We start from the raw sequence: 22,647 nt of genomic DNA on the forward strand, positions 1-22,647 counted from the left end.
ACGTCCGTGGCGTCTGACACGGTCGTCGTCGGACGCGCGGTCTCGGGCAAGATCGCCCTGATCGACCTCGATGCCGAAGCGGCACCGGTCCGCACGACCGAGGTCGCCCGAGACGCGCTGGCCGCCACCATCGCCGCGCGTGAGGCGGCCGGCGACATCCGGTGGATCTGGTCCGACACGCCCACCTGGTACGGACCGCTCCTGACCGGGGGAGTGCGGGTCGCACGCGCGTGGGATCTTCGGCTCGTACACGTCCTCCTCCGCGACGCCGCGGAGATCGACGCCGACCACGGCCTGCGCGATGCGCGTCACTGGGATGCCGCGGCCGCGGCCCCCGAGAGCGGTGACACGCTCTTCGACCTCGGTGACGCGGCATCCGGTCTGCCCGACACCGCCGTCGAAGCGCTGGCGGAGTACCGGCGTCAGCGCGCGGCCCTCGACGGCTCGCCGGGGGCGGGGTCGCTCCGGCTGCTCTGCGCCGCCGAATCCGCCGGAGCGCTCATCGCCGTCGAGTTGCACGCCGTCGGTGTGCCGTGGAGCGTCGAGGCGCACGAGCGGATCCTGCACGACGAGCTCGGCCCCCGACACGGTGGCGGCCTGCCCGCCCGCATCGAGCAGACCGCGGCGGCGGTGCGCACGGCCCTCGGCGATCCCTCGGTGTCGCTGGACTCCCATCCGCGTCTGCTGCGGTCGCTGCACCGCGCCGGTCTGCTCGTCGAGTCGACAAGCCGGTGGGAGCTGAGCGAGCACGATCATCCGGTGGTCGCCCCGCTCATCGCCTACAAGAAGCAGATGCGGCTCTACACGGCGAACGGCTGGGCCTGGTTGGCCGAGTGGGTGCGGGACGGCCGTTTCCGCCCCGTCTACGTGCCCGGTGGCGTCGTGACCGGGCGGTGGGCGTCGTCGGGCGGCGGCGCTCTGCAGATCCCCCGGCAGTTGCGCACCGCCGTGCGGGCGGACCCCGGCTGGACGCTCGTGACGGCCGACGTCGCGCAGCTCGAACCGCGGGTGCTCGCGGCCATGGCGCGCGACACGGCGCTGGCCGAGGCGGCATCCGGTCGCGACCTGTACGCCGGCATCGTCGACACCGGGGCTGTGGCCAGCCGCCCCGAGGCCAAACTCGCGATGCTGGGGGCGATGTACGGCGCGACCACGGGCGAGAGCGGTCGCCTGCTGCCGCGCCTGCGGCGCACCTTCCCCCGCGCCATGCGCCTCGTCGACGACGCCGCGCGCACGGGAGAAGACGGCGGGCTCGTGCACACCTGGCTCGGGCGCACGTCACCCACGGCGGGCGAGGACTGGCGAGCGGTGCAGTCCCGCGCGAGCGATGCCGAGGCATCGGGGGTCGACGAGACGCGGGCCCGGCGCTCCGCTCGGGACCGCGGACGCTTCACTCGCAACTTCGTCGTGCAGGGCACCGCGGCGGAGTGGGCATTGGCCTGGCTCGCCGACCTGCGCGCGCGCCTGGCGACGATCCCCGCGGTGGATGCCGCCGACGCGGCGCCCGCGTCGGGACCGGTGTTCGATCGGGTGCCGCACCTGGCGTTCTTCCTGCACGACGAGATCGTCGTCCACACCCCCGCGGTGCACGCCGACGCGGTCGCCGACGCCGTCCGTGCCTCCGCCGCGTCGGCGGGGCGCCTGCTCTTCGGCGCGTTCCCGATCGACTTCCCGCTCGATCTGCGCATCTCGGAGACGGCCGAGAAGGGCTGAGCCATAGCCCGGATCGCCCGGGGTCGGCCCGACCGAGGCGGCGGCGGGGCGACGGCGGACCCGCCGGTAGACTCGATGACGCGAATGGGTCGGCTGGACGGTCGCGTCACGGGTTCGCCCGTGCCGAGGAACGTCCGGGCTCCACAGGGCAGGACGGTGGGTAACGCCCACCCGGAGCAATCCGCGAGACAGTGCCACAGAGAGTAGACCGCCCGCACCACGCTCGTCGTGGGAGCGGGTAAGGGTGAAAGGGTGGTGTAAGAGACCACCGGGGTCGTGGTGACACGATCCGCGAGGTAAACCTCGTCCGGAGCAAGGCCAGACAGGGGATGTTGACGCGGCTCGCCGAGTCCCCGGGTAGGCCGCTGGAGTGGCACGGCAACGTGTCGCCGAGAGAGATGACCGTCCACGGGGCTTCGGCCCCCGGACAGAACCCGGCGTACAGGCCGGCCCATTCGCACCCCACACTGCGCCCAATCGATGTCCCGCTCGGGAGCGGCGTGAATCACCGTGTCGAACCGGGCCGCCACTCGAACGGGCGCGAACCCTGGTCTCAGCCGCGGAGGGAGATTCGTGCCGCTCGTCGGAGAGCGCGAATGTGGCCTCGCGACAGCCGCGTACTGCCGACGCGAGCGCCCGCGGCCCGGGCCGCCGTCACCCGCAGAGAGCGATGGAGGCCGCGTCGACGATGGCGGTGGCGTCGTCGCTGCCCGCCTTCACCGTCCGCCCCGCCAGCGAGAGAGCGATGTCGTCGTCGTCGGTGCCCTGGGCGAGCTGGTCGCAGGCGGCCTGTCCGGCGGCGAGCAGGTCGGCGTCGGTGGCGGAGAGGAGGACGCTGCCGGCCACGCCGCCGTCTCGGATCTCGCTCAGGTACGCGGCCTCGTCCCGCGGGGCGTCGGTCGCGTCTCCACCGACGACGATGGTGGAATCCCCGTTGGTGAACGTTCCCGACTGGCCGGGGGTGATGGTGATCGTCTCCGACGTCGTCTCGCTGGTACAGCCCGCGAGGAACACGAGAGCGAAGGAGACGGCGGCAAGGGCGAGGGGGCGCTTCATGCCGTCACTCTATCGACCCTGACATTCGCCTGGGAGCTCGACCCGGCGTCGAGCTCAGCCTCGGGACGGTTACTTGATGGCGGGCAGCGCCTCGGGCACGGCCACCGCGAGCGAGGCCGCACCGATGATGCCGGCATTGTTGCGGTGCTTCGCGGGCACGATCGGGGCGCGCAGCTTCAGCAGCGGCAGGAAGTTCTCGGAGTGCTTCGAGACCCCACCGCCGACGACGAGCAGGTCGGGGCTGAAGAGGAACTCGACGTAGTCGTAGTACCACTGCAGACGCTTCGCCCACTTGTCCCACGACAGCTCTTCGCGCTCCATCGCCGAGTAGGCGGCGAAGTGCTCCGCGTCTTTCTTGTGTCCGGCGCGCTGCAGGTGGCCCAGCTCGCTGTTGGGCACGAGCACGCCGTCGTAGATCATGGCCGAGCCGATGCCCGTGCCGAGGGTGGTGAGGATGACGAGACCGTCGACGCCCTTCGCCGCGCCGTAGCGCACCTCGGCGATACCGGCCACGTCGGCGTCGTTGGCGAAGTGGATGCCGCGCGACAGCCCGTCCTCGAAGAACTTCTCGGCCTCGAAGCCGATCCACGACGGCGACACGTTGGCGGCCGACAGCGTCTTGCCGCTCTTCACGATCGCCGGGAAGGCGACGCCGAGGGGCAGATCGGCCGGGGCTTCGAGGGTGTCGAGCACCTGACGCACCGCGGCCAGCACGTCGGCGGGTTCCGCCCCCGCGGGGGTGGCGACCTTCACCCGATCGCTGACGAGTTCGCCGGCATCGAGGTCGACGATCCCCGCCTTGATGCCGGTTCCGCCGATGTCCACTCCGACCGCACGCGATGCATTCGTTGCCATACCCCCCAGCCTATCCAGGCGCACGGTCGGGATCAGTAGGATCGGGGGAGCACCGGCGGTTCTGCGCCGAGACGCGAGACCCACCGAAGGAGCCATCGTGAGCGACGAGAGCAACAAGTACTGGTACAACCTCGAGACCAAGCAGGTCGAGCAGGGCTTCGCCTCTCCGATGGCCGACCGCGCCGGCCCCTTCGACACCGCCGAAGAAGCCGAACGTGCGCCCGAGATCCTGCGCCAGCGCTCCGAGAAGTGGGATGACGACGACGCCCGCGACGCGGACTGGGGCTCCGACGGCGTCAAGGCCTGACAGCCTTACCGAAACGAGGGATGACGATGGACAAGCAGCGCGATTTCGTCCTGCGGACGATCGAAGAACGGGGCGTGAAGTTCGTCCGCCTCTGGTTCACCGACGTGGTGGGAACGCTCAAGTCGGTGGCGATCGCCCCCGCTGAGGTGGAGGGGGCCTTCACCGAGGGCCTGGGCTTCGACGGATCGGCGATCGAGGGACTGACGCGTTCCTACGAGTCCGACCTGCTCGCGCACCCCGATCCCACGACCTTCCAGATCCTGCCGTGGCGCGGCGAGATCGACCCGACGGCACGCATGTTCTGCGACATCACCACGCCCGACGGACAACCGGCCGTCGCCGACCCCCGCCACGTGCTCAAGCGCACGCTGGCGAAGGCCGCCGACGCGGGGTTCACGTTCTACACGCACCCCGAGATCGAGTTCTACCTGCTCAAGTCGTCGCAGCTCGGTGCGGATGGGCGCCCGCAGCCGGTCGATTCGGCCGGCTACTTCGACAACGTCCCGGGTGGGACGGCGCACGACTTCCGTCGTCGCTCGGTGCGCATGCTCGAAGACCTCGGCATCTCGGTCGAGTTCAGCCACCACGAGGGTGGTCCCGGGCAGAACGAGATCGATCTGCGGTACGCCGACGCCCTCACCACGGCCGACAACATCATGACGTTCCGCACGGTGGTGAAAGAGGTCGCCATCGAGCAGGGCGTGTACGCGACCTTCATGCCGAAGCCCATCAGCGGCCAGCCCGGCAGCGGCATGCACACCCACCTGTCGCTGTTCGAGGGCGACATGAACGCCTTCTACGAAGAGGGCTCGCAGTACCAGCTGTCGAAGGTCGGCCGTCACTTCATCGCCGGCCTGCTGCGCCACGCCAACGAGATCTCGGCCGTCACCAACCAGTTCGTCAACTCGTACAAGCGCCTCTGGGGCGGCGACGAGGCTCCGAGCTTCATCTGCTGGGGTCACAACAACCGTTCGGCCCTCGTGCGCGTTCCGCTGTACAAGCCCAACAAGGGGCAGTCCACGCGCGTCGAGTACCGCGCGCTCGACTCCGCGGCGAACCCGTACCTGTCGTACGCGCTCATGCTCGCGGCCGGGCTCAAGGGCATCGAGCAGGAGTACGAGCTGCCGGCCGAGGCCGAAGACAACGTGTGGTCGCTCACCGACGCGGAACGCCGCGCCCTGGGATACGCGCCGCTGCCGGCGAGCCTCGACCACGCTCTCGAGTACCTCGAGGAGTCCGAGCTCGTGGCCGAGACGCTGGGGGAGCAGGTCTTCAAGTACGTGCTGCTCAACAAGCGACGCGAGTGGCAGCAGTACCGCGCCCAGGTCACGCCGTTCGAGCTCGAGAGCAACCTCGAAGCGCTCTGACGGAAGCCGCCATGACCTCAGGTGACCGCACGACCGCGCTCACCGCACTCGCCCGCACCGGATTCTCGCAGCTCGCCGAAGCAGACACCCTGCTCGGCGAGCTCGCGGAGCTGGTGGGCGTGGAGCGGGCCGGCGCCATGCAGCTCGCCCAGCGCGTGGCCGATCCCGATCGCGCCCTGTGGGCGATCGTGCAGGTGGCGCGCCGCGACGCCGACGCGGTGCGCGGTGCGGCGGGCGATCCGGGCGCGTGGCGGGCACTCTGGGACATCGTCGGCGCCTCCGACGGGTTCGCGGAGTTCTACCTGCGTCACCCCGACGAACTGCGTCACCTCTCGGGTGCGGGTCTGACCCTGCCCGACGAGCCGACCATGCGGGCCGAGCTGCTGGCATCCGTCGGCGACGTCGAGGGTTTCGCGACGGATACCTCGGATGCCGCCTGGGTCGCGCTCCGCGTGCGATACCGGCGTCTTCTGGCGCGCATCGCCGCCTACGACCTCGGTCAAGACGATCCCGCCGGCGCGATCGACATCGTCTCGGCCTCGCTCGCCGACTTGGCCGGCGCGGCCCTCGAGGCGTCGTTGAGCGTGGCGCGCGGCCGCGTGAGCGGTACGGGCCCGGCGGCGTTCCCGAGGGCGCAGGTCGAGGCCACCCGGTTCGCGATCATCGCGATGGGCAAGACCGGCGCCCGTGAACTCAACTACGTCAGCGATGTCGACGTGATCTTCGTCGGCGGCTCCGCCGACGAAGACATCGTCACCGAAGCGCGCGCCATCGACATCGGCACGCGCCTCGCCGTGCAGACGATGCGGGGTATCTCGGGGCCCGAGATCGAACCGCCCCTGTGGGAGGTCGACCCCAACCTGCGCCCCGAGGGCAAGCAGGGCGCTCTGGTGCGCAGCCTCGCCTCTCACGAGCAGTACTACGCCCGCTGGGCCAAGAGCTGGGAGTTCCAGGCGCTGCTGAAGGCGCGCCCGCTGGCGGGCGATGCCACCCTCGGCGCCGAGTACGTCGCCGCGGTGCAGCCGCTCGTCTGGCACAGCGCCGCGCGAGAGAACTTCGTCGAGGGCGTGCAGCGCATGCGCGAGCGGGTGACCGACCACATCCCGGCCAGCGAGGTGAACCGCCAGCTCAAGCTCGGTCCCGGCGGCATCCGCGACGTGGAGTTCACCGTGCAGCTGCTGCAGCTCGTGCACGGCCTGACCGACGAGCGCATCCGTCAGCGCGGCACGCTCGACGCCCTCGACGCCCTAGTCGCCGAGGGGTACATCGGCCGCTCCGAGGCCGAGGCGTTCGGCCGCGACTATCGCCTGCTGCGTCTACTCGAGCACCGCTTGCAGTTGCGCGGCCTGCGCCGTACCGCTCTGCTGCCCGAGAAGGACGACGACCTGCGGGTCCTCGCGCGCGCGTCTCGGCTGGCCGACTCGGCCTCCGGGGTACAGACGGTGTGGGAGGGCATCAAGCGCGAGGTGCGCGACATCCACGTGCGCCTGTTCTACCGCCCGCTGCTGTCGGCGGTGGCGGCGCTGCCCGAGGGCGAGCGCACCCTGTCGACCGAGCAGGCGCGTGATCGTCTCGCGGCCATCGGCTTCCGCGACCCGGCCGGCGCCCTGCGTCACATCGCCGCCCTCACCAGCGGACTGAGCCGCAAGTCGACCATCCAGCGGCACCTCATGCCGATCATGATCCGGTGGTTCGCCGACGGCGTGGATCCCGACTACGGCCTCCTCGTCTTCCGCCGCATCAGCGAACGCCTCGGCAACACGCCCTGGTTCCTGCGCATGCTGCGCGACTCCGCCGGCGCCGCCGAGAGCCTCACTCGCGTGCTCTCGGGCTCGCGATACATCGGCGAGTTGATGGAGTGGATTCCCGAGTCGGTCGCATGGCTCGACGACGACGCGTTGCTGCGGCCACGTTCCGGCAAGGCTCTCGAAGAAGAAGCGCGGGCGATTCAGACGCGCTGGCAGAACATCGACGACGCGATGCGCTCGGTGCGTGCGCTCCGACGCCGCGAGATGCTGCGCGTGGCGATGGCGGCCGTGCTCGGCACGGTCTCGCTCGAGGAGTTGTCCGACGCGCTGTCGACGATCACCGAGGTCACGATCCAGGCGACCCTGCGGGCCGTGCGGCGCGTGGTCGTTCCCCCCGAAGACGACGACCTCGATTTCGCGGTCATCGCCATGGGGCGCTTCGGCGGGCGCGAGATCGGCTTCGGCTCCGACGCCGACGTGATGTACGTCTACCGTTCGAACGGCGTCGATCCGCAGCGGGCCGGCACCCTGGCTCTCAAGCTCGTCGCGGGCCTGCGCGAGCACTCCGAAGACCACAGACTGCCGCTCGACCTCGACGCCGAGCTGCGTCCCGAGGGGCGGAGCGGACCGCTGGTCCGCTCGATCGAGTCCTACGCCGAGTACTACCGGCGCTGGTCACTCTCGTGGGAGGCCCAAGCGCTGCTGCGGGCCCGCGGCGTCGCGGGCAGCGTCAAGCTCATCAACGCGTTCATGGAGCTGGCCGATGAGGTGCGTTACCCCGTCACCGCCGATGAGAACGGCCTGCGCGAGATCCGGCGCATCAAAGCCCGCGTCGAGAACGAGCGCCTCCCGCAGGGCGCCGATCCCGCGCGCCATCTCAAGCTCGGTCCGGGTTCGCTGAGCGACGTCGAGTGGCTCGTGCAACTGCTGCAGCTGCAGCACGCGCGCACCGTTCCGGGAATGCGCACCACCTCGACGCTGGGGGCTCTCGACGCCGCCGTCGAGGCAGGGATCGTCGAGCCCGACGCCGCCGAGAAGCTCGCGGCCGCGTGGCATCTCGCCAGTCGCCTGCGCTCGGCCAACACCCTGCTGTCGGGACAGACCAGCAATGTGCTTCCCACGGATCGCCTGCGACTCGACGGGATCGGACGCATCCTCGAGTACGCCCCGCGCTCCGCGACGCAGGTCGAAGAGGACTACCTCGGCGCCACGCGACGCGCCCGCCGCGTGTTCGACAAGCTGTTCTACGGCTGACGCGAGGGGCGTGGGGGATGCCGACGGCTCGACGCCGTGGCATCCCTCCGGCCGTCAGGCCATCAGGCGCTCGCGCACCTCTCGCCGCTGCACCTTGCCGATGAGCGAACGTGGCAGGTCGTCGACGACGACGATCCGACGCGGCACCTTGTAGTCGGCCAGTCGCGTCTTGCAGTAGTCGCGCACGGCGTCGGGAGCGATCTCGACCCCGTCGCGCACGACGATCGCCGCCGCCACGTCTTCGCCGCCGCGCGCCTTGGGCAGGCCGACGACCGCGGCCCCCTCGATGTCGGGGTGCGAAGTGAGTACGTCTTCGACCTCGCTGGGGGCGACGTTGAAGCCACCGGTGATGATGATCTCTTTCAGGCGATCGACGATCGTGACGAACCCGTCGGGCGAGACCGAGGCGATGTCACCCGTGCGCAGCCACCCCCCGTCGAGCAGCGTCGCCGCGGAGTCGGTGGGGCGGTTCCAGTACCCCTGGAACACCTGCGGGCCGCGGAGCAGCAGCTCGCCCGTCTCGCCGAGCGGCAGATCGTGCGACGGGTTCTCGGGGTCGACCACGCGGATGTCGGTGCTGGGGAACGGCACGCCCACCGTTCCCGGCCGCCGTGAGGGACCGATCGGGTTGCCGAGCGCGACCGGTGAGGACTCCGTCATCCCGTACCCCTCGACGAGCAGACCGCCGGTGGTCGCCTCCCAGCGGTCGACGGTGGCGACGGGCAGGCTCATCGCCCCCGAGATCGCGAAGCGCACGGTCGAGAGGTCGATGGTGCCGCGCGCTCCGGCTCGCGCGAGCTGGTCGTAGATCGGCGGCACCGCCGGCAGGAAGGTCGGCGGGCTCTTCTTCGCCGCGGATGCCACGAGCTCGAGGTCGTACTTCGGGAACAGCACCAGCTTCGCGCCGATGCTCATCGCGAACGTCAGGCAGAGCGTCAGACCGTACGCGTGGAAGAGGGGGAGGACGCCGTAGAAGGTCTCTTCGCCGTCGCGCAGACCGGGCACCCACGCCCGACCCTGCATGGCGTTGGCGCGCAGATTGCGGTGCGTGAGCACCGCGCCCTTCGGAGTACCGGTCGTCCCGCTGGTGTACTGCAGCAGCGCGATGTCGTCGAGGACGGGGCCGCGGTGCTTGCGCGACAGCGTGCCGTGCGTGAGCACCTTCTCCCACGCGACGGCGCGCTTCGACTGCGGCGTGGCGGTGAGCTGCGCCCGCGCGGCACGGGCCTTGGCGACCGGCAGGCGCAGAGCCACCCGCTTGCCGAGGGGGAACGCCGAGGTGATGTCGACGCTCACGATGTGCTCGAGAGCCAGGTCGGAGGGGAACTCGGCGACCGTGTCGACGAGCTTGTCCCACACGATCGCGAAGCGCGCACCGTGATCCTCGAACTGGTGACGCAGCTCGCGCGGGGTGTAGATCGGGTTGTGCTCGATCACGATGGCCCCCAGCCGCAGCGCGGCGTAGAAAGCCACCACGTGCTGCGGACAGTTCGGCAAGACCAGGGCCACCCGGTCGCCGGCGCGCACACCGAGACGACGCAGGCCCTCGGCCGCCCGTTCGACCTGCGCGCCCAGGTCTCGGTACGTGGTCGTCGCTCCGAAGAACTCCAGCGCCGTCTGCGCGCCGTACCGCGTCACCGCGGCGGCCAGCATCTCGGACAGGGTCTGCGACGGTTCGTCGATCTCGTGCGGCACACCCTCGGCGTAGGAGCTCAACCACGGACGCGAGGCGTAGGGGAAGGTCGACATGTTTCCATCCTTCCGTGCCCCACCAATATGGCCGCGCACCTTGACCTGGGGGGATGCCGGGAACTCGACCGACGCGAATCTTCCCCCCACCGGCGTCGCGGCCTACCCTTTCGGGCATGTGCCGCAACATCGTTCCCCTGCACAACTTCACCCCACCCGCCACCGACGACGAGTGCCACGACGCCGCGCTGCAGTTCGTGCGCAAGATCGTGGGCACGACGAAACCGTCGCGGGCCAATCAGGACGTGTTCGATCGCGTGGTGGGCGAGGTCGCGGCATCCGTTCGCCACCTGCTCGACGAACTCGTGACGAACGCCCCGCCGAAAGTGCGCGAGGACGAGGCCGCCAAACGGCAGGCACGCTCGGCGGAGCGCTACGAGGCGATCCGGGTGTTCCAGGCGCAGAAGCGCAGCGAGCGGGCCGGCTGAGCCCCCGCCTGTCGGCGGAACGCGACGACGCCCGCCCCCGCGAAGCGGTGGGGACGGGCGTCGACGAATCAGGCTCAGACGAACTCGGTGTGACGGCGACGACGCGCGCGCAGGTACGCACCGGTGGCGAGCAGGCCCACCGCGAGGACCGCTGCGCCGAGGGGGAGTGCCGCGCCGGTCGACGCGAGCGGACCACCGTTGCCCGCTGCTCCGCCACCACCGCCGGCACCGGCCGACGACGACGGGGTCGGGCTCGGGGCGATCGGGGGAACCGGGGCGGCAGCGGCCGAGACGGTCACCGTCGCGGTCTTCGTCACGCCCGTCTGCGCACCGCGCACGGCGATCTCGAACGCGCCCTCGGTGGTCGGGGCGGTCATCTCGAAGCGCGCCGCACCGCGCAGGGCGTCGCGCTGGCCGAGAGCCGTGGAGTCCCCGGCGGAGCCGACCAGTTGCCAGTCAGCCGAGAAGCCCTCGGCGGCCACCGAGATCGTGTCTCCGGGGCGCACCTCGGCCGGGACCGAGATCGACGCGTTCGCACTGAGCGAGGCGAGGTCGGACGAGAGGGCGAGACCGTTCGCCGCGGTGAAGAACAGGTCGGTCTGGTCGGTCAGGCCCACGACGTTCGCCGCCCCGGGGCCGTAGCCCGCGATGCGCACCTGAGCGCCGGTGTGCTGCTGCGACTCGCCGAGCGCCGACGTGCCGTACGCCACGATCATCGGCTGGCCGTCGGCCGTCAGCAGGTGGGTGTTCAGGCCGGGGATCGTCGAACCGACGATCTGGCTCGTGTGCGCGTGGTCGGCGGTCACCACGACCAGGGTGTCACCCTGGGTGCGGGCGAAGTCCAGCGCGACCTGAACGGCCTCGTCGAGGTCGACGGTCTCGCCGATCTGACCGCACGCGTTCGCGGCGTGATCCTGCTTGTCGATGCTCGCGCCCTCCACCTGCAGGAAGAAGCCGTCGTCGCCGTCGAGCAGGTCGATCGCCTTAGAGGTCAGGGATGCCAGCGACAGGCCGGTCGCCAGACGCTCGGGGTTCTCGGCGCACGACGTCGGGGCGGGCAGCTCTCCACCCGCGGTGAGGTCGGTCGCCTCCGGTCCCGACCAGCGCACCGGGAAGTTCCCCTCGGTGAACAGGCCCAGCAGCGGCTGGTCGGCGTCCGCGACGGTGACGGCGTCGAGAGCCGCCGCGTCGTCGACGAGCGTGTACCCGCGGTCCTCCGCCTGGGCGAAGAGCGTCTCGCCCTCCCACGGGCCGGCTTTCGCGGTCTGCGCGAAGCTCGCCGAGCCTCCACCGAGGGTGACATCGGGGCGCACGTTCAGCAGCTGCTCGCTGATCGAGCCGAGCCCGCCGTTCTCCAACGCTTCCGTCGCACAGTTCTCCGAGGTCTGGTCGGGGCCGTAGCATCCGCGTGCCGAGATGTGCGAGATCTGCGCGCCGGGGGTGGCATCCTGGATCTCCGCCGTCGAGACGTTGCCGGTCTTCAGACCGTTCGCCTTCGCGATCTCGAGCAGGGTCGACTGCGCCGTGTTCTGGTAGTCGACGCTCAGCCGACCGTTGACCGTCTTCGTCCCGGTCGCCCAGGCGCTGGCCGTCGACGCCGACTCCGACGCGTAGTTCGGCTGCCCCTCCTCGTTGACCGAGTAGGTCGTGTACTGCCCAGTCAGCGGGAGGGCGTCGATCCCGGCGAAGCGTCCGCCCGCGCCTTCCGCGTAGTTGTGCGCCACGGTGATCTCGGAATCACCCATCCCATCGCCGATGAGCAGGATGACGTTCTTGGCCGGCCCGTCGACGAGCGACGCACGAAGCGCCTCGGTCATGTCACCGTCGTTCCGAGCGGCGCCGCCGTGCTCGGTGATGTCGCCGGGGGTGGAGGCGAGGGCCGGAACGGCCACGAGCGCCACGGAGGTCGAGGCGGTCAGCGCCACCGCAACGGCCGCGACGGCCGTTCGGAGACGCCGGGAGGTACGTGAGTGCATGGGGGATCCTTCGTCGTGTCGGTGCGGTCGTCGATCGCGCATTCAGCCCACCGGTGTGAAGACACCTCCGCACCATGCTCAGATGAAGATCGGGTGTCCAGACGGTAGTCACTCGTCCACCGACCCCGATCGGAGGGGTGCGCCCGCCTAGGCTCGGGCACGATGACCATCGCCGTCTCGCCTCCCCCCGGCCGACGCGCCGTCGGGCGCGGCATGCGGCTGATGCTCGCGCTGTTCCTCGTGTTCAGCGCGTGGGCGACGACGCACGTCGACGACGGCGTCGGCGATCACGAGGGCACCGCTCATACGGCCTTCACGGTCGGCTCCCTGATGAACGTCGACGACGCGCCGACCGCCGGAGTCGTTCCTCCCGTCGAGGCCGACGCGACGAGCGTCATGGCCGTGGACGGCACGACGGCAGTCGTGCTCGCTGCCGTCGACGCCGTCGCCCGCGCGACGGTCTCGACGGTGAACGCCGACACGAGGGCGGAACCGTCTCTCGATCCGCCGCCGCCGCGGCATCCGCTCCTTCTCCACACCATCTCCCGCACCTGAGTCCCGACACCCCGCCGCTCGCCGGCGGGTCGAGGTCGTCCGCCGACGACCGATCGTGTCGGAAACCAGGATCGGGAGATTCACCGTGTCAGCTGCCGCCCACACCCATCGCAGCGCCCGCTCGACGTCGCGGGGTCGCCGCCACGTGAGAGCGGTCGCCGATGATGTCGCCCACCTCGTCGAGCGCGCCGCGCCCGCCCACGGGCCCGCCGCCCGGGTCACGGTCGGACGCCACGCCGACGGTGGGGGCGCGGCGGAGGTGGTCACGGTCCTGCTCGAGCGGACCGCCGCTCCGGCGCGGGCCCGCCCGCACGGCATCCGGATCGAGCAGACCGTCGAGATCGATCGTCTCCCCGTCGTGGACGACGATCTGCGCGCCCGCCTGCTCGGCGCCCAGACCACCTCGCTGCTGCTCGTGGGCGGGGCCGGTCGGGGCAAGACGACGCTCGCGCGGTGGCTGGCCCACCGCCGTGGTCGGCCGCTCGCGACGCTCGACCTCGCGACCACGGGGGACCGTTCGGCCGCGTCCCTCGCCGATGAGATCCGACGGGGGACCACCGCCGGGATGACCCTCTTCATCGACAACGCCCATCTCCGCGGGCCGGCCGCGCTCTCGCTCCTCGTCGGCGTGGCCCCCGAGCCCTGTGCGACGGTGGTGGCTTCGGAGACTCCGGATGCCGCCCACCTCGTCGATCAGGTCATCACGCTCGAGCTCCCCGGCATCGCCGCCATCGAAGCGCTTCTGCGAACCGACGTGTGCAACGTCGATGCGAAGGCGGCTCGCGTTCTCGCGGCCCTGAGCCTGGGGGAGACCCCGGCGTCGATCATGCGTGGAATCGAACGAGCGCGGCGCTTCTCGTCGATGACCGAGGTCAGCGTCCCCGAGGCGCTGCGCGCCGTGACGCTGGAGAGATTCTGGACGTGGTCGCCGCGGCGGCGGAGCGATGCCGCCCTCGCGCTCCTTCGCCTCGGGGATCTCAGTCAGCGCGCCGTCAGCGCGATGACCGGGGTGAGCCGAGACACGTTGCGTCGCCGGGGCGCGGCCTGAGGGTCGGCAGGCGACGGGTCGAGCGGAGGAGTGCAAACGACGACGCCCGCCCCCGCGCAGCGGCGGGGACGGGCATCGACGTGATGTGGGCGATCAGACCCCGAAGTACAGCTCGTACTCGAAGGGGTGCGGACGCTGGGCCATCGGCTGGATCTCGTTCTCGATCTTGTACTCGATCCAGGTCTCGATGAGCTCCTCGGTGAAGACGCCACCGGCGAGCAGGAACTCGTGGTCGGCACGGAGGGCCTCGAGCGAGTCGAGCAGCGAGTTCGGAACCTGCGGGATGTTCTTCGCCTCTTCGGCGGGAAGCTCGTACAGGTCCTTGTCGACGGGCTCGTGCGGCTCGATGCGGTTCTTGATGCCGTCGAGGCCCGCCATGAGCTGCGCCGCGAAGGCGAGGTACGGGTTGCCCGAGGCGTCGGGCGCACGGAACTCGATGCGCTTGGCCTTGGGGTTGGTGCCCGTGATCGGGATGCGGATGGCCGCGGAGCGGTTACCGGCCGAGTACACCAGGTTGACCGGCGCCTCGAAGCCCTTCACCAGACGGTGGTAGCTGTTGAGGGTCGGGTTGGTGAACGCGAGCACTGCGGGGGCGTGCGCCAGCAGACCGCCGATGTACCAACGAGCGACGTCGGACAGGCCGCCGTAGCCGGCCTCGTCGTAGAACAGCGGCTTGCCGTCGAGCCAGAGCGACTGGTGCGTGTGCATGCCCGAGCCGTTGTCGCCGAACAGCGGCTTCGGCATGAAGGTGGCGACCTTGCCCCACTCTTCGGCGGTGTTCTTGACGATGTACTTGAACTTCAGGATGTCGTCGGCGGAGTGGACCATCGTGTCGAAGCGATAGTTGATCTCCTGCTGACCGCCCGTGCCGACCTCGTGGTGCGAGCGCTCGAGCACGAAGCCCGCGTCGATCAGCTTGAGGGTGATGTCATCGCGCAGATCGGCGGTCTTGTCGACCGGCGAAACCGGGAAGTAGCCGCCCTTGTACGGGGTCTTGTTGGCGAGGTTGCCGCCCTCTTCGACGCGACCGGTGTTCCAGGCGCCTTCCTCGGAGTCCACCGAGTAGAAGCTCGAGTTCTGCTTCACCTCGAAGCGGACGTCGTCGAAGATGTAGAACTCGGCCTCGGGGGCGAAGAACGCGGTGTCGGCGATGCCGGTGGAGGCGAGGTACTTCTCGGCCTTCTTGGCGACCTGACGGGGGTCCTTGCCGTAGATCTCGCCGTTACGCGGGTTGTAGATGTCGAAGACCATGATGAGGGTCTTCGCCTCGCGGAACGGGTCGAGGTATGCCGTCGTCACGTCCGGGATGAGCTGCATGTCGGACTCGTGGATGTTCGCGAACCCGCGGATCGACGAGCCATCGAACAGCTGTCCGACGGTGAAGAACTCCTCGTCGACGGTCGAGGCGGGGATGTTGAAGTGCTGCTGCACACCAGGAAGATCCGTGAAACGGATGTCGAGGAACTTGACGTCCTCGTCCTGGATGAAGGTGAGCACCTCGGACGAATCTTTGAACATGAAGACTCCAGAGGTAGAACATTCGGGATCGGCGGGCTTCGCCCAGCCTCCTCGACCATACCCAGAACCGGTGTCCCGGTCATATCTCGCATGTTTCGAGCATGTTACGCGGTGCCGATTACGCTGGGTCCGTGAGCGTCCCTGCCGAGAACGACTATCCGGGCCAGCGGCTCGGCCTTCCCCGCGAGGGTCGCGGTTCGATCGCCCGTCCGGGGCGCCGGATCGCGGCGCTGCTGATCGATGTGGCCACCGCGGGGCTGATCGGATTCGCCTTCTTCTCGACGCCCGACGCCGTCACCGGCGTACCGTTCGCGAACCCGGTCGCGTCGAACCTCATCTTCTTCGTCGCGCAGATCCTCTTCATTCCGCTGATCGGCGGCAGCCCCGGGCACAGACTCCTGGGAATGCGTCTGGAATTGGCATCCGGGGGATGGGTGGGCCTCTGGCGCCCGATCGTGCGCACGGTGCTGCTGGCGCTGATCATCCCGGCCGTCGTGTGGGATTCCGACCAGCGCGGCCTGCACGACAAGGCCGTCGGCACGATCCTCGTCCGCAGCTGACATGAGAAAGGCCCCCGCCGTGGCGGGGGCCTTTCTCATGAGGGTCAGCGCGGACGCGGGGAGCGCATCTTCGTCGGGTCGACACCCTTCGGGATCGGAAGCGACGTCAATCCCGGCGAGACCGACGAGATGCGCTTGATGACGGCCGCCATCGTGGCGCGGTCGACCTTCTTGGGCAGACCCTTGATGGCGGAGGCGAGCTTGGCGATCTCGACCTCGTCTTCACCGTGTCCGACATAGAACACCGTCACGGGAACGCCGGAGGCGACGCGCTGCACGCGGCCGCGCTCCTCGCCGACCAGGCGCGTGAGACGGCTGCGCGCACCCTCACCGATGAGAACCACTCCGCCGCGTCCCACGGCGCGGTACAGCGCCTCCTGGGTGCGGGGGTTCACGCCGACCGGGGTGTCCGAGGCCTGCCAGTGGCGTCCGAGCGACGACGACAGCACGTGACCGGTGGCACCGGGCATGCCGTCGATCTTCTTGTACATGGCCGTCGTCGACAGGCGGGTCATCGTGATCATGGATGCCAGGACGCCGGCGAGCAGACCGGTGAAGCCCCACAGGATGACGCTCCACACCGCGAGCGGCGGGATGAGGAATCCGATGACGACGCCGAGGGCGATGCCCACCAGAACGATGCCGGCCAGCAGGAACGGCAGCCAGCGGTACTCCTTCTGCGTGAAGGTGTACAGGGTGCGGAGCTGCGAGAAGAATCCCGGACGCTTCTCGGGCGTGGAAGTGCGAGCGGCCATAGGAACGATCTTATCTTCGCCTTCGGCTCGCCCTTCCTCCCCAGGGGCCTGATTCGTCGGATCGTCCCCGATTCGGCGTTCTTCCTGCTCCCCGCGCCCGCCTGGTCGAGCACCATCGGGGCATGAGCAGCTCCGCCGCATCCGTCCTCGTCGAACCGTTCGGCGCCTACCTGCAGCGGCGTGCCCGCAGCTCCGTCGACGTCTCGCCGGGTGAGGCGGTCACCGCCGCCGTGGGACTCCTCCGCGGATGCCGCCGGGTGGAGCCCCCCGCGCACCTCGTGCGGTGGTGGCTGAGCGCCACCGGGCGGCCCTCGGCGGTCTTCGACGACGGCGGAGCCGATCCGATCGCCGCCACGGCCGAGAGCCTGTCCGAGCTGGCTGCGGTGATCCCCGACGCTCCGACTCGTCAGCTCGTGCAGTCCGCTCGCGAGAGCGTGCTCACCCGACCGCCCCGCGAGTGGGAGGCGGTGGAACGACGGTTGTTCCGCCACGCGTCGCCGTTGCCGCTGATCCTGGGCCCTCTGGCTCCCGTGGACCGGCCCGTAGAGGCCGAGACCACGCTCCCGACGAAGGCCGGAGGCATCCTCGCCCTCGTCGACGCAGACGTCTCGGATGCCGTGTGGGCGGCCGTGCGCGATCTCGCGCAACGGTGGCGGAGTTCTCGGCCGCTGCGCCTCACCGTCGTGGGGGTGTGTGCCGCTGCGCTGGTCCTCGGCGTCTCCATGCTGATGCCCTCCGGAGACGGCGGATCGGGATCGACCTCCGTCGTCCCCGGCGCCGCCGTCAGCGCCGCCGCGACACCCGCCGCGGACGCGGCGCCCCCCGTCGATTCCCGCGTGCCCCTGTCGGACGACGTGGCAGAGAACGCCCGCATCACCCTCGAGCGCGCGGCGCAGTGTCAGGCCGACACGGACTGCGAGAGCGAGACGTGGGAACACGGCAGCCCGCGGGGCGACGCGCTGATCCCCGTGACGGATGCGACCGCCGTGCAGATGGTGGACGACTTCGGAGGGGTGAGCGTCGTGCGCGTCTCCGACAGCAGCAGCGCCCAGTACGTCACCCTCGTGCGCAGAAACGACAGATGGCTGGTCCGGACCGTCAAGACGATCACGGACCAGCCATCATGAGCTGGTGTTCAGCGGTGTCAGATGCCGAGGTCGCCCTCGAACTGCGCAGCCTCGAGGCGCGCCTTGACGGCGCCGAGGAAGCGGGCGGCGTCGGCACCGTCGATGATGCGGTGGTCGTACGACAGCGCGAGGTAGACGTAGGAGCGCACCGCGAAGGCGTCCTTGCCGTCGACCGACACCACGCCGGGCTTCTTCACGACGGCACCGAGGCCGAGGATCGCCGACTGCGGCAGGAACACGATGGGCGTGTCGAACAGCGCGCCACGCGAACCGGTGTTGGTCAGCGTGAACGTGCCGCCGGCGAGCTCGTCGGGCTTCAGCTTGTTGTCGCGCGTGCGGGCAGCCAGGTCGGCGATCTCGCGAGCGAGCTCGGCGATGTTCTTCTCACCGGCGTCCTTGATGACGGGCGTGAGCAGTCCGCGCTCGGTGTCGACCGCGATCGACACGTTCTCGTGCGCCGGGTAGACGATCTCGTCGCCCTCGACGGTGGAGTTGATGATCGGGAACGCCTTGAGCGCCTCGACCGCAGCGATCGCGAAGAACGGCAGGAACGACAGCTTGTCTCCCGTCTTCTGCTGGAACTCGCCCTTCATGCGGTCGCGGAGCGACGACAGCTTGGTGACGTCCACCTCGACCACGGTCGTGAGCTGCGCGGTCGCCTGCATCGACGCCACGGCACGCTCGGCGATGACCTTGCGCAGACGCGACATCTTCTGGGTGGTTCCGCGCAGCGGCGAGGCCTCGACGGGAGCCGGAGCGGCAGCAGGCGCGGCGGCGGGAGCTGCCGCGGGAGCGGCCTTGGCTGCCTCGGCAGCCTTGAGGACGTCTTCCTTGCGGATTCGTCCACCGACACCGCTGCCCTTGACCGAGGTCAGGTCGACGCCCTGCTGCTGGGCGAGGCGACGCACGAGCGGCGTCACGTACGTGACGTCGTCGTTCGACGAGGCCGAGGCCTGCGGGGCAGGCTTCTCCGCGGCCGGAGCGGGCTTCTCGGCCGGCTTCTCCGCGGCGGGAGCGGGCTTCTCGGGCGCGGCGGGAGCCGGCTGCTCGGCGGGCTTCTCTTCGGCGGCGGGCTTCTTTTCGGCAGCGGGCTGCGCGGGGGCCTCGGGCTCCGCGGCCGGGGCGGCGCCGCTGCCGATGCGGGCGAGCGCCGCGCCGACGTTCACCGTCTCGTCTTCCTGCACCAGGATTTCCTGCAGCGTGCCGGCGACGGGGGAGGGGATCTCGGTGTCGACCTTGTCGGTCGAGATCTCGAGCAGCGGCTCGTCGACGGCGACGTCATCGCCGACCGCCTTCAGCCAACGGGTGACGGTGCCCTCGGTGACGCTCTCGCCCAGTTCGGGGAGCTTCACCTCGGTCGAGTCTGCGGATGCGGCGGGCGCCGCCTCTGCGGCGGGCTGCTCGGCGGCGGGTGCCGCGGCCGGCGCGGCCTCTTCGACGGGGGCCTGCTCAGGCTCGGCGGGGGCGGCCTCGGGAGCGTCGTCCGACGACGCGGAGCCGGAACCGTCGCCGATCTTGGCGAGGATGGCGCCGACCTCGACGGTCTCGTCTTCCTGGACCAGGATCTCCTCGATGACGCCCGAGACGGGCGACGGGATCTCGGTGTCGACCTTGTCGGTCGAGATCTCCAGCAGACCCTCGTCCTCCTGGACGGTGTCACCGACCTGCTTGAGCCAGCGGGTGACCGTTCCCTCGGTGACGCTCTCGCCGAGAGCGGGGAGGACGACGGAAGTGCTCATGGATATGTCTCCTTCGTACCGGATGCGGTACCTAGCTTAGTGACCGGTTTGTGGTCAGAGTGCGTGCAGGGGCTTGCCGGCGAGGGCCAGGAAGGCCTCGCCGAGCGCCTCGCTCTGGGTGGGGTGGGCGTGGATGAACGGTGCGATGTCTTCGGGATGCGCTTCCCAGCCGACGGCGAGCTGCGCTTCGGAGATCAATTCACCGACGCGGTCGCCCACCAGATGGGCGCCGACGACGGGCCCGTCCACGCGTCGGACGATCTTCACGATGCCCGACGTGCCGATGATCTCACTGCGCCCGTTGCCGGCGAGGTTGTACTCGTAGGCACGGACGGCCTCGGATCCGTAACGATCCTGCGCCTGCGCTTCGGTGAGGCCGACCGAGGCCACCTCGGGGTGCGAATAGGCGACCCGCGGCACGTCGACGTCGGGGACGAGAACCGGCGAGAGGCCCGCGATCTCCTCCGCGACGAAGATGCCCTGCTGGAACCCGCGATGGGCCAGCTGGAGGCCGGGGACGATGTCGCCGACCGCCCACACGTGCGCAGCCGCCGTGCGAAGGCGCTCATCGGTCGTGACGAACCCGCGGTCCAGCACGACGCCGGCCTCCTCGTAGCCGAGGTCCGCTGTGACGGGCCCGCGACCCACGGCGACCAGCACGTAGTCCGCAACGAGGTCGGAACCGTCGTCGAGCGTGACGGTGACCGCGTCGGAGGTCGAGGCGAGCGAGGTGAAACGCCGACCGAGATGGAAGGCGATGCCGCGTTTGCGGAACGCGCGCTCCAGGGCTTTGCTCGAGGCCACGTCTTCAGCGGGGAGCAGGTGATCGAGCGCCTCGACGATCGTCACCTCGACGCCGAACGAGCGCCACACGCTCGCGAACTCGACGCCGATGACGCCCCCGCCGAGCACGACGACCCGCTCGGGGATCACGTCGAGGTCGAGAGCCTGCTCGCTCGTGAGCACGCGTCCGCCGATCTCGAGCCCCGGCAGGCTTCGGCTGTACGAGCCCGTCGCGAGAATGACGTCGGTTCCGCGGTACACGTCGTCGCCGACGCGGACGGCCGGACCCTCGACGAGCGTGCCCTCACCGTGGACGACCCGGATCCCGCGCGCCGAGACGAGCCCCTCGAGGCCCTTGAACTTCTTCGCGACGATGCCTTCGCGATACGCGCGCACGCGCAGCGGATCGATGCCCGCGAGGGTGACCTCGACACCGATGGATGCCGCGCCGCGCGCCGCGTCGGCGACCTCCGCGGCGTGCAGGAGCGCCTTCGTCGGAATGCACCCGCGGTGCAGGCACGTTCCGCCGAGCTTGTCCTTCTCGACGAGCACGACGTCCTTGCCGAGCTCGGCGAGGCGCAGGGCCGCGGCGTAACCGCCACTGCCTCCACCCAGCACGACGACGTCGGCGGTGACCTCGGTCATCGTGCGGCGTCCGAGGCGAGCATCTCGACCAGCGAACGGACCGTGGCGCCCGTGACGCCCTTGTCGGTGAACCCGAACGGCGCCGACTTGTTCATGCCCACACCGGCGATGTCGAGGTGCACCCAGGGGATGCGGGCGGCGTCGGCGGCGTCCGAGACGCGACCGACGAAGTGGCGCAAGAAGAGGCCGGCGAACAGCGACCCACCGGCGGGATCGCCGATCTTCGCGTTCTGCAGATCGGCGATGGGGGAGTCCAGGTCGTCGACCATGTGGTCGGGCAGCGGAAGCTGCCACGCGAGCTCGGCCACGCGGCCCGCGGCGGCGAGGTACGTGGCCACGGCCTCGTCGTCGCCCATCACGCCGGTGTGCCGGTTGCCGAGGGCCACGGTGATGGCCCCCGTCAAGGTCGCGACGTCGACGATGAGATCGGGGTTCTCGCGGCTGGCAGCAGCCAGACCGTCGGCGAGGACCAGACGGCCCTCGGCGTCGGTGTTCAGCACCTCGACCGTCGTGCCGTCGAGAGTGCGCAGCACGTCACCGGGGCGGATCGCGCGACCCGACGGCATGTTGTCGGCGATGCACAACCACGCACTCACGCGAACGGGCAGCTGCATCTCGGCCGCGGCCTTGAGGACGGCCAGAACGGTCGCGGCTCCGCACATGTCGTACTTCATGCCCACCATCGATGCCGGAGGCTTCAGCGACAGTCCACCGGTGTCGAAGGTGATCCCCTTGCCGACGAGCGCGACATGACGCTCGGCGCCGGCGGGGGAGTAATCGAGGCGCACCATGCGGGGCGGCCGGTCGGAACCCTGGCCGACGCCCAGGATGCCGCCGAAGCCGCCCTCGCGCAGAGCCACCTCGTCGAGCACCTCGACCTCGACCGGGAGGCCGGCGACGGCCTCGACGGCGGCGTCCGCGAAGTCGGCGGGCCCGAGCCATTCGGCGGGCGTGGTGACCAGGTCTTTGACCAGCGCCACGGCGCCGGAGATGGCGGACACCGCGGCCGTGTCGGCCTCGGAGGGAGCCTCGGCCGTCGAGACCGTCACGCGCGAGGCGCGCGGCTTCGGCGCCTTCTTCTTGTACGCGGCGAACCGGTAACCGCCGAGCGCCGCGCCCTCGGCGAGGGCCCGCCAGGGCGCGGGCACCAGCGATGCGACCGCGACGTGTTCGAAGCCCGTGAGCTGACGAAGGCCCGTACCGGCCGCGTCGCGGAGCGCAGCGGCATCCGGCGTGGCACCGGCGCCGACGACCGCGATCGGCGTCGTCACACCGGGGACGTGCACGCGCTGGAACGATCCGACGGCGCCGGTGAAACCCACGGCCGAGAGAGCGGCACCGAGGCCGTCCCACCCGTCGGGATCGGGGGATCCCTCCGAAACGGTGGCGGCGATCAGCAGAATCGCGTCGGAGGGGATGTCACGGACGGGGGCGTCGGTATGCGCCACGGAGGGAAAGGGCATG

18 protein-coding genes and 1 other RNA gene are annotated in these 22,647 nt (G+C 70.3%); 10 read left to right on the plus strand and 9 right to left on the minus strand.

Annotation, left to right across the window (positions count from 1 at the left end; all coding sequences use genetic code 11):
* Nucleotides 1–6 precede the first annotated feature (6 nt).
* Together IFR11_RS02150 and rnpB are read left to right on the plus strand one after the other, a co-directional pair.
* A complete protein-coding gene (locus tag IFR11_RS02150) occupies nt 7–1,713 on the plus strand; it encodes a bifunctional 3'-5' exonuclease/DNA polymerase (RefSeq protein ID WP_191915069.1) in 1,707 nt (568 codons plus the stop codon).
* 85 nt (nt 1,714–1,798) lie between these two features.
* Nucleotides 1,799–2,171: RNase P RNA component class A (gene rnpB, locus IFR11_RS02155), an RNA gene on the plus strand.
* 196 nt (nt 2,172–2,367) lie between these two features.
* On the opposite strand, the gene IFR11_RS02160 is transcribed toward rnpB, so the two are convergent.
* Together IFR11_RS02160 and ppgK are read right to left on the minus strand one after the other, a co-directional pair.
* Nucleotides 2,368–2,769, minus strand: coding sequence for a DUF732 domain-containing protein (locus IFR11_RS02160; protein ID WP_191915070.1), 402 nt, complete (start codon nt 2,767–2,769; stop codon nt 2,368–2,370).
* A 69-nt stretch (nt 2,770–2,838) separates the two neighbouring features.
* Entirely contained in the window at nt 2,839–3,624 is a 786-nt protein-coding gene (gene ppgK, locus IFR11_RS02165) for a polyphosphate--glucose phosphotransferase (protein ID WP_070407960.1), read from the minus strand.
* Between the two features lie 97 nt (nt 3,625–3,721).
* Between ppgK and IFR11_RS02170 the strand changes: the two genes are divergently transcribed.
* From IFR11_RS02170 to IFR11_RS02180, 3 genes are read left to right on the plus strand one after another with little or no spacing between them, the layout of a single operon-like run.
* Nucleotides 3,722–3,931 carry a hypothetical protein gene (locus IFR11_RS02170; RefSeq protein ID WP_055837140.1) on the plus strand — a complete coding sequence of 70 codons (210 nt, stop codon included), beginning with the start codon at nt 3,722–3,724 and terminating at the stop codon, nt 3,929–3,931.
* A 26-nt stretch (nt 3,932–3,957) separates the two neighbouring features.
* Entirely contained in the window at nt 3,958–5,298 is a 1,341-nt protein-coding gene (glnA, locus tag IFR11_RS02175; RefSeq protein ID WP_055837906.1) for a type I glutamate--ammonia ligase, read from the plus strand.
* Between the two features lie 11 nt (nt 5,299–5,309).
* Entirely contained in the window at nt 5,310–8,300 is a 2,991-nt protein-coding gene (locus IFR11_RS02180) for a bifunctional [glutamine synthetase] adenylyltransferase/[glutamine synthetase]-adenylyl-L-tyrosine phosphorylase (RefSeq protein ID WP_191915071.1), read from the plus strand.
* A gap of 54 nt (nt 8,301–8,354) precedes the next feature.
* Here IFR11_RS02180 and IFR11_RS02185 read toward each other — a convergent pair whose 3' ends face one another.
* Complete coding sequence (locus IFR11_RS02185; protein WP_191915072.1) at nt 8,355–10,049, minus strand: long-chain-fatty-acid--CoA ligase; 1,695 nt, start codon at nt 10,047–10,049, stop codon at nt 8,355–8,357.
* Nucleotides 10,050–10,165: 116 nt separating this feature from the next.
* Between IFR11_RS02185 and IFR11_RS02190 the strand changes: the two genes are divergently transcribed.
* On the plus strand, nt 10,166–10,477 hold the full coding sequence (locus tag IFR11_RS02190; protein ID WP_191915073.1) for a DUF2277 domain-containing protein: 312 nt from the start codon (nt 10,166–10,168) through the stop codon (nt 10,475–10,477).
* A gap of 74 nt (nt 10,478–10,551) precedes the next feature.
* On the opposite strand, the gene phoA is transcribed toward IFR11_RS02190, so the two are convergent.
* Nucleotides 10,552–12,453, minus strand: a complete 1,902-nt coding sequence (phoA, locus tag IFR11_RS02195) for an alkaline phosphatase (RefSeq protein ID WP_191915074.1) — start codon at nt 12,451–12,453, stop codon at nt 10,552–10,554.
* Between the two features lie 162 nt (nt 12,454–12,615).
* Here phoA and IFR11_RS02200 point away from each other — a divergent pair, with 162 nt between their 5' ends.
* Together IFR11_RS02200 and IFR11_RS02205 are read left to right on the plus strand one after the other, a co-directional pair.
* On the plus strand, nt 12,616–13,008 hold the full coding sequence (locus IFR11_RS02200; protein ID WP_055837153.1) for a hypothetical protein: 393 nt from the start codon (nt 12,616–12,618) through the stop codon (nt 13,006–13,008).
* A 145-nt stretch (nt 13,009–13,153) separates the two neighbouring features.
* Nucleotides 13,154–14,056 (plus strand): hypothetical protein, encoded by a 903-nt coding sequence (locus tag IFR11_RS02205; RefSeq protein ID WP_206755287.1) that lies wholly within the window; start codon nt 13,154–13,156, stop codon nt 14,054–14,056.
* 93 nt (nt 14,057–14,149) lie between these two features.
* On the opposite strand, the gene glnA (IFR11_RS02210) is transcribed toward IFR11_RS02205, so the two are convergent.
* Nucleotides 14,150–15,574: a type I glutamate--ammonia ligase gene (gene glnA / locus IFR11_RS02210; RefSeq protein WP_055837159.1), complete on the minus strand. Its 1,425-nt coding sequence runs from the start codon at nt 15,572–15,574 to the stop codon at nt 14,150–14,152.
* Nucleotides 15,575–15,675: 101 nt separating this feature from the next.
* On the opposite strand from glnA (IFR11_RS02210), the gene IFR11_RS02215 reads away from it, so the two are divergent.
* Nucleotides 15,676–16,134, plus strand: a complete 459-nt coding sequence (locus IFR11_RS02215; protein ID WP_055837162.1) for an RDD family protein — start codon at nt 15,676–15,678, stop codon at nt 16,132–16,134.
* Between the two features lie 44 nt (nt 16,135–16,178).
* Here IFR11_RS02215 and IFR11_RS02220 read toward each other — a convergent pair whose 3' ends face one another.
* Nucleotides 16,179–16,889, minus strand: coding sequence for a DUF4191 domain-containing protein (locus IFR11_RS02220; RefSeq protein ID WP_055837167.1), 711 nt, complete (start codon nt 16,887–16,889; stop codon nt 16,179–16,181).
* 122 nt (nt 16,890–17,011) lie between these two features.
* Here IFR11_RS02220 and IFR11_RS02225 point away from each other — a divergent pair, with 122 nt between their 5' ends.
* Nucleotides 17,012–18,016 carry a hypothetical protein gene (locus tag IFR11_RS02225; RefSeq protein WP_191915076.1) on the plus strand — a complete coding sequence of 335 codons (1,005 nt, stop codon included), beginning with the start codon at nt 17,012–17,014 and terminating at the stop codon, nt 18,014–18,016.
* Nucleotides 18,017–18,033: 17 nt separating this feature from the next.
* Here IFR11_RS02225 and sucB read toward each other — a convergent pair whose 3' ends face one another.
* From sucB to IFR11_RS02240, 3 genes are read right to left on the minus strand one after another with little or no spacing between them, the layout of a single operon-like run.
* The gene (gene sucB, locus IFR11_RS02230) at nt 18,034–19,755 is read right to left on the minus strand and encodes a 2-oxoglutarate dehydrogenase, E2 component, dihydrolipoamide succinyltransferase (protein WP_191915077.1); all 1,722 of its coding nucleotides are present in this window, start codon (nt 19,753–19,755) and stop codon (nt 18,034–18,036) included.
* 54 nt (nt 19,756–19,809) lie between these two features.
* Nucleotides 19,810–21,183 (minus strand): dihydrolipoyl dehydrogenase, encoded by a 1,374-nt coding sequence (lpdA, locus tag IFR11_RS02235; protein ID WP_191915078.1) that lies wholly within the window; start codon nt 21,181–21,183, stop codon nt 19,810–19,812.
* The gene (locus tag IFR11_RS02240; protein WP_070407972.1) at nt 21,180–22,646 is read right to left on the minus strand and encodes a leucyl aminopeptidase; all 1,467 of its coding nucleotides are present in this window, start codon (nt 22,644–22,646) and stop codon (nt 21,180–21,182) included. The genes lpdA and IFR11_RS02240 overlap by 4 nt, the downstream gene beginning before the upstream one ends.
* Between the last annotated feature and the right edge of the window lies 1 nt (nt 22,647).

This window comes from Microbacterium sp. CFBP 8801 (assembly GCF_014839455.1).
In the GTDB taxonomy this organism is placed as follows: domain Bacteria; phylum Actinomycetota; class Actinomycetes; order Actinomycetales; family Microbacteriaceae; genus Microbacterium.